Consider the following 331-nt stretch of genomic DNA (forward strand, 5'->3'; position numbering starts at 1 on the left):
ACTTTGAATAACAGCGTCTGCCATATCCGCCTGAAGTTCACGGCGTAACTTTTGACGTTCGCCTTCTAGCTCAGCTCTACCTTGCTCTAAGATGCGTGCTTTTTCTTGCTCACCTTCTTGGTGAGCTAGGGTGATGATTTCGTTGCGGCGTTTTTTGCCTTGCTCAATCAGTTCGGTCACATTTTTTTTCGCATCTGCGACGAGTTGTGCGCCATTTGATTTTGCTAGTTCTAGCTCTTTCGCTGCATTCTCTGAGTGGCGTAAACCATCAGCGATTTCTTTTTGGCGCTCGTCTAACATCGCGGTGAGAGGGGGCCATACATATTTCATG

1 protein-coding gene is annotated in these 331 nt (G+C 47.4%); it reads right to left on the reverse strand.

Annotated elements, in window-relative coordinates; translation table 11 throughout:
• Positions 1 to 330, reverse strand: a 330-nt coding sequence (gene atpF / locus AB4653_RS28345) for a F0F1 ATP synthase subunit B (RefSeq protein WP_372105961.1), incomplete at its 3' end; no start/stop codon positions are given.
• Position 331 lies beyond the last annotated feature (1 nt).

Origin of the sequence: Vibrio sp. 10N.222.48.A3, assembly GCF_041475345.1 — a bacterium.
GTDB classification, from domain to species: Bacteria; Pseudomonadota; Gammaproteobacteria; order Enterobacterales; family Vibrionaceae; genus Vibrio; species Vibrio tasmaniensis_A.